Source organism: Pseudomonas endophytica (assembly GCF_001411475.1).
Taxonomy (GTDB): domain Bacteria; phylum Pseudomonadota; class Gammaproteobacteria; order Pseudomonadales; family Pseudomonadaceae; genus Aquipseudomonas; species Aquipseudomonas endophytica.
The window spans coordinates 1-6,201 of sequence record NZ_LLWH01000073.1 but is presented as its reverse complement, the minus strand read 5'-3'; the positions used below and the strand labels follow the sequence as shown (position 1 = coordinate 6,201).

General features: G+C 56.1%; 6 protein-coding genes. 3 read left to right on the top strand and 3 right to left on the bottom strand.

Features of this window, described 5'->3' with window-relative positions; all coding sequences use genetic code 11:
• From AQS70_RS06700 to araD1, 3 genes are all read right to left on the bottom strand, one after another.
• Nucleotides 1-395: UxaA family hydrolase (locus AQS70_RS06700; RefSeq protein WP_162233878.1), on the bottom strand; the 395-nt coding region annotated here is incomplete at its 3' end.
• A gap of 28 nt (nucleotides 396-423) precedes the next feature.
• Nucleotides 424-1,743, bottom strand: coding sequence for an MFS transporter (locus tag AQS70_RS06695; RefSeq protein WP_055102107.1), 1,320 nt, complete (start codon nucleotides 1,741-1,743; stop codon nucleotides 424-426).
• Between the two features lie 70 nt (nucleotides 1,744-1,813).
• A complete protein-coding gene (gene araD1, locus AQS70_RS06690; protein ID WP_055102106.1) occupies nucleotides 1,814-2,812 on the bottom strand; it encodes an AraD1 family protein in 999 nt (332 codons plus the stop codon).
• 125 nt (nucleotides 2,813-2,937) lie between these two features.
• Between araD1 and AQS70_RS06685 the strand changes: the two genes are divergently transcribed.
• The 3 genes from AQS70_RS06685 to AQS70_RS06675 all read left to right on the top strand — a co-directional run.
• Complete coding sequence (locus tag AQS70_RS06685; RefSeq protein ID WP_055102105.1) at nucleotides 2,938-3,867, top strand: LysR family transcriptional regulator; 930 nt, start codon at nucleotides 2,938-2,940, stop codon at nucleotides 3,865-3,867.
• A 590-nt stretch (nucleotides 3,868-4,457) separates the two neighbouring features.
• Nucleotides 4,458-5,513: an NADP(H)-dependent aldo-keto reductase gene (locus tag AQS70_RS06680; RefSeq protein ID WP_055102104.1), complete on the top strand. Its 1,056-nt coding sequence runs from the start codon at nucleotides 4,458-4,460 to the stop codon at nucleotides 5,511-5,513.
• Nucleotides 5,514-5,524: 11 nt separating this feature from the next.
• The coding region (locus AQS70_RS06675; RefSeq protein WP_156355041.1) for an NtaA/DmoA family FMN-dependent monooxygenase at nucleotides 5,525-6,201 on the top strand (677 nt) is incomplete at its 3' end.

Sequence of the window (6,201 nt, the reverse complement as noted above, 5' to 3'; positions counted from 1 at the left end):
TAGTTGCGCGTGGCAACCCGGCCGTCCGGGCGCACGATGCCCATAAAGGTGTCTTGGTTTGGCGTACTGATGCCTCGCGCATCGACACCAAAGGCGTAATCACGAGAAAAATCGCCCATGGCTAGGTTATGCACGTGCACATGCTGGCCGGCTTTTATCGGTTGGCTGGCGAAGCCAATGATCTGGCCATAACGCCGCAGTGGTTGGCCGACGTCCACGTCGCGGGTTGCGATTTTGTGGCCCGAAGGGATGGCGTCCAACGCTTGCAGACCTTCAGCTTCCAAGACCAAACCTTGAGGGATGGGCTGGCGGGCAATCAGTACATCGTCCAGCGGGTTGAGTCGGATCACGGCATTGGCAGCATTTTCGCTGCCTGTTTTAGTTATAAGTTGCATTTACAGTTACCTCAGTAAAAGCACAGGCTTAGGCCAGTCCGCGTTCACGGTAGTCGATGAGGGAAGAAAACAGCATCAGACCGAAAGCCATGACCACAAAGAAGATCAATGCCAAGAAGTACGAGCCGGTGAACTGCACGATCAAACCAATCAAAATCGGTACGATCACCCCGACCATGTTGCCGCAAAAGTTCATGCTGCCACCCAGCACGCCCGCTTTGGACTTACCGCCCAGAATGGCGGGCAAGCACCAGTACATGCCGCACCAGCGTATAAAAAACAGCGCTACGCAGAGCAACGAAATCACGGTGAAGGCGTCTGGGGTGTACGCCACTAGCAGAATGCACAGCGCAGCAATGGCCGCCGAGCCGCCGAACATGGTGCGCATAACCTTGTTGGGGGCACCGCCTGCGTCTTTCCATTTGTCGGCCAACCAACCGCCGATGAGTTCACCGATAAAACCGCACATGAAGATTAGAAACGTGGCACCGCCCATGGCCTTGATGTCCAGGTTATGAGCTTTGTGCAGGTAGCTCGGCATCCAGGTCAGCAAGCCATAAAACACACTGTTGTAGCAGGCGTAACCGGCAAACATCGCCAGTACCGAACGGCTTTTTAGCAAATCTTTGAGCACGGCCTTACGTTCGCCGTTGGTTCTAGCGGCTTCGGCGTTGGCGTTGGTGATATAGGCCAGTTCGGCGGCGTTCACTTTAGGGTGTTCGGCCGGGTTATTGCGGATGTACCACCAGGCCCAAACGCCGACGACCATGGTCCCGACACCGGCGATGACGAACGCGATGCGCCACGAATCGAACCATGTGATTAACCCCGCGATGATGATTGCACCTAACGCCGTACCCAGTGGCGCGCCACCATCCACCAACGTTGCGCCGCGACCCCGTTCATTGGGGGTCAACCACGCGCCGTTCAACTTGGCACCGGCAGGCATAATCGGCGATTCGGCCACACCCAGGCCAATACGGGTGGCGAGCAAGGTCATCCAGCTGTGCGCGCCGCCTGCGATAGCTTGGAAAAAGCCCCAGCCTACGGTGGCGACACCCACGATGTTGCGTACCTGAAAGCGGTCTAACAGCATGCCGCCTGGAATTTGCATCAGCGCGTACGACCAGAAAAACGCACTCAGCATCAAGCCTTCCATGGCCGGGGTCATTTCAAACTCACTGGAAATCAATGGCAGGGCCACCGACAGTGAAGCGCGGTCGATGTAGTTGATCGCTGACAACAGCAACAGGATCAAAAATATACGCCAGCGTACTGTGGTGGGTCGCGACGCATCCGCAATGCCAGCGGTCTGGCTTGGAGCGGCCGATGCAGTTTTGCTGTTCATGTTTATCTCGCTTTTTTATGTTTTTTTATCAAGCGGGGAGTGGGCTTGCGAACAAACCCACTAAACCTTTTTACAACGTGGCGACTTTGCCGGCAGGCAGTTCAGCGGGACCTGCTTGAATGCCGTTGACCAGCGGTGCACCGAACTCAGGCATGCTGATTTCGAAGCGGTCGCCCTCTTGGGTGTGAAAATTGTCTGCGACTGACAGGGTGGCAGTGCCAAAAAAATGCACGTGAACATCGCCGGGGCGCAGGAATTGCGGGTACTTGAAGTGATGGTATTCAAGGTTTTCCAAGCTGTGACACATGTTGTCTTCGCCGCTCAGAAACTCTTTTTCCCAGACCACTTCATTGCCGCGCAGGATACGGCTTTTACCCGTCAGATGGCGCGGCAGTTCGCCGACGCGCAACTCGGGCCCAAAACTGCAATTACGCAGTTTGGAATGCGCGAGATACAAGTAGTTGCGGCGCTCCATCACATGGTCAGAAAACTCGTTACCCAAGGCGAAACCCACGCGGTACGGCTTGCCATCATCGCCGACCACATACAGACCCGTCAGCTCGGGCTCTTCGCCCGCATCTTCGGCGAACGCAGGTTTGTTGAACGGGCTACCGGGGCGGACCACAATCGAACCATCGCCCTTGTAGAACCATTCAGGTTGCACGCCCACCGTGCCGGATGCCGGGCGGCCACCTTCAATGCCCCACTGAAAAATACGCGCCGTGTCAGTCATTGCGCTTTCATCGGCCGTGTTTTGTTGGTGCATTTTGTCGCGCGTCGAGGCACTGCCCAGGTGCGTCAAACCGGTGCCGCTGATTAGGCAATGAGCCGGGTCGGCATGGTCCAACGGGGGCAACACGCGGCCCTCTTCTAAGGTTTGGCTATAACTAAATGGACTTGCCTCGGTGCCGCGTGCGAGCACTTCAGCCACTAGGCCGTGGCCTTTACGGATAGCATCAAGCGCCAGTTCTCGGGTGGTTTGAGTGGCGATAACCACGTGGATCTGATCGCCTTCAATGACGCCAACATGGCGCTGGCCTTGAGATGTTTCAAATTGGATCAAACGCATGACGTGAACGCTCGCATTGTTGTTATGGCGGGTTATTAACCTCAACTAACGTTCACTTTAATTTTTGTCAGCGTTGCTGCCTAATGACAGGTGCTGATTGAGCGATAACTAATAGTCATCCCCCTATGCTGCCATCCTTAACCACCATCATTTCCCGGCTACGCCTCAAGCAACTGCGGTTGTTGATTGCGTTGGACGAGTTCGGCTCGCTGCACAAAGCTGCCGAGTCAGTGGCTATCACCCAACCCGGCGCCACTAAAGCACTGCACGAAATCGAATCGACCCTAGGCTCAACCCTGTTCGAACGCACGCCTAAGGGCCTTACGCCCAATGATTTGGGGCGGTGCGTGATTCGTTATGCACGCCTGATTCACACCGACGTGGCGCACCTGCGCGAAGAAATGCTCGGCATCATGCAAGGCCATGGCGGGCGTTTGTCGGTGGGGGTGATCATGGGCGCGGTGCCGGTGCTGGTGGAGTGCCTTGCGCAATTGCGTGCGAAACAACCGCAGTTGTCGATCGAGATCGTTGAAGACACCAGTGCCCGCCTATTGGGCTTGCTCGACGAAGGGCGCTTAGACATAGCTATCTGCCGTACCAGCGTCAGCAAACACCCGGCGGCCTATGACAGCCGTTTGCGTGAACAAGAACCGCTGATCGTGGTCGCCAGCACCGCACATCGCTTTGCTTCGCGAGCGTCATTGGCATTAAGTGAACTGGCGGATTCATCATGGGTGGTCTTTCCGGTCAACATGCCCATGCGTTTAACCCTGGAGCGCGAGTTCCGAGAGGCGGGGCTCAACTTCCCGACCTATCCGATAGAAACATCCTCGACCTTCACCACGCTGTCACTGTTGCTGCAAAATCCGCAACTGGTCGCGGTAATGCCAGTGGATGTGGCGCAAATGGCCGTGACCCACGGCATGTTGATACGCTTGCCGCTTGAGTTGAAATCGCGCAGCGAGCCCTATGAAATCATCACCCGCCATGGCGTTGCTTTAACAGTGGCGACGCAATTGTTGATTGACGAGCTGACGCGGCCAAAACAGGTGTAAGCCCTTTTGAGGTTTTTGCAGGCTCACGACCGATGCCAGATCGTTTCGGGCGTTTAAATCGGCGATCAATACCCCGCATTTCATCGCGTCAGCTAGGCTAACCCTTGACCCACAATCAATTAGCCGAAGAGGAAAAACTGATGATATTGCGATGGATGCTGTTAAGCGTGGTTGTACTCTGTGCGGGCTGCCAATACTTCAGTTATCAAGAAAGCTGCACCGACAACCCCAACCAACGTGGTTGCGGAGGGGGCACAGTAGAGTCGCCATAAACAAACTGCGTAGCCCTCCATGCATCACCCTGTAGGAGCTGCCGCAGGCTGTGATCTTTTGATCTTTAAACGCAAAAAATCGCAGCCTGCGCAAACCCGCCTTCCCTCAGAGTCACCCGTTACAAGCTGTTGCGTGTTCAACAGTTGATAAACACATTGCATGCGCTTGAACAAACAATCCTTTGCCGTCCCTCCCTAAACACGTGTTCCTTATCGGGTTAGCGCCCGTGGCATGTTAGGTGCATAGGCCGTGGGCAGTGATAAACATCTCAAGGTGTTTAACGTGCTTGTACTGACTGCCTGCTAAAAGGACCTCACATGCATTACCGTCAACTGGGTAACAGCGACATTAAGGTCAGTGTTCTGGGCCTTGGCACCATGACTTGGGGCCATCAAAACAGCGAAAGCGATGCGCATCAACAGATCGACTTGGCGCTGGCCGAAGGCGTCAACCTGATCGACACTGCCGAGATGTACCCCACGCCCACGCGCAGCGAAACCTGGCGTACCACTGAACGCTACATAGGCAACTGGCTAGCCGCGAACAATGCCCGCCGTGCTGAGATCGTGCTGGCCAGCAAAATCGCAGGCCCGGCCCGTGAGCCGGGCGGTCAATTGCATATTCGTGATGGGCTGACTCGGCATGATCGGGCCAACATCGTCCACGCATTGGACGCTAGCCTCAAGCGCCTGAACACCGACTACTTGGATCTCTACCAACTGCACTGGCCGGACCGCCCGACCAATATTTTCGGTCAGCGTGAATACCCGTATACCGAGGACACGCAAAGCGTAGCCATTGAAGAAACGCTGTCGGTGCTGGCCGACCAGGTTAAGGCCGGCAAGGTCCGCCACATCGGCGTGTCTAACGAAACCGCGTGGGGTGTGGCTGAGTTCCTTAAACAGAGCGAACGACTCGGGTTGCCAAAGATCGTCAGTATCCAAAACCCCTACAGCTTGCTTAACCGTTTGTATGAGGGCGGACTGTCTGAGTTCACCCATCGCGAAGGCGTGAGTTTGCTGGCCTATTCGCCCCTAGCGTTTGGCGCGTTGACCGGCAAATACCTCAATGGTGCTCGCCCTGAAGGCTCACGGCTGGCAGCGGTGTACCGCACTTTCAATCGCTACGACAGCCCGCTGGCGCAAGAAGCCATCGCTGACTACGTGCAGCTTGCCAAAGAGTTCGACTTAACCCCGGCGCAACTGGCGCTGGCCTCTGTGATCAACAAACCCTTTGTGGCCAGCGCCCTCACCGGGCAGACCAGCCTCGCGCAATTGCGCGACAACCTCAGTGCAATCAACGTCACCCTCAGCCCTGAGATTCTGGCGCGTATTGAGACCATCCATCAGCGCATCCCGAACCCTGCGCCCTAGGAGTACCGGCGATGCCCAAGCAACTGCACGTCAACTTATTTGAAATGAATTGCGTGAGCCATATTGTTCACGGCCTGTGGGTGCATCCCGAGAACAACCGGCACCGTTTCAATGATCTGGAGTATTGGACCGAACTGGCGCAACTGCTGGAATACGGCACCTTCGACGGGGTGTTTCTGGCGGATGTCATCGGCACCTATGACCGTTTTCGCAATGGCCCGCACACAGCGCTGCGTGAAGCCATGCAAATCCCCAGTAACGACCCGTTGATGGTGATTCCAGCCATGGCTGCGGTGACTAAAAATCTGGGTTTTGGCGCCACCTTTTCCACCACCTACGAGCCGCCGTTTGCTTTTGCGCGGCGCATGAGCACCCTCGATCACCTGACCAAGGGCCGGGTTGGCTGGAACATCGTCACCTCGTACCTGCCCAATGCCGCCCGTAACTTTGGGCATGCGACGGAGGTGGTGCATGACCACCGCTACGAAATCGCCGATGAATACTTGGACGTGCTCTACAAGTTATGGGAAGGCTCTTGGGACGATGACGCGGTGATCCTCGACCGTGAGCAGCGGGTTTACACCGACCCGCAAAAAGTGCGTTACATCAACCATGTGGGCGAATACTTCAGCGTTGCTGGGCCGCACTTATGTCAACCCTCGCGGCAACGCACGCCGGTGTTGTTTCA

What these genes read in the sequence shown, in the direction of transcription:
- AQS70_RS06695 (WP_055102107.1), bottom strand. Translation starts at nt 1,743, where the DNA reads ATGAACAGCAAAACTGCATCGGCCGCTCCAAGCCAGACCGCTGGCATT.
- araD1 (WP_055102106.1), bottom strand. Translation starts at nt 2,812, where the DNA reads ATGCGTTTGATCCAATTTGAAACATCTCAAGGCCAGCGCCATGTTGGC.
- AQS70_RS06685 (WP_055102105.1), top strand. Translation starts at nt 2,938, where the DNA reads ATGCTGCCATCCTTAACCACCATCATTTCCCGGCTACGCCTCAAGCAA.
- AQS70_RS06680 (WP_055102104.1), top strand. Translation starts at nt 4,458, where the DNA reads ATGCATTACCGTCAACTGGGTAACAGCGACATTAAGGTCAGTGTTCTG.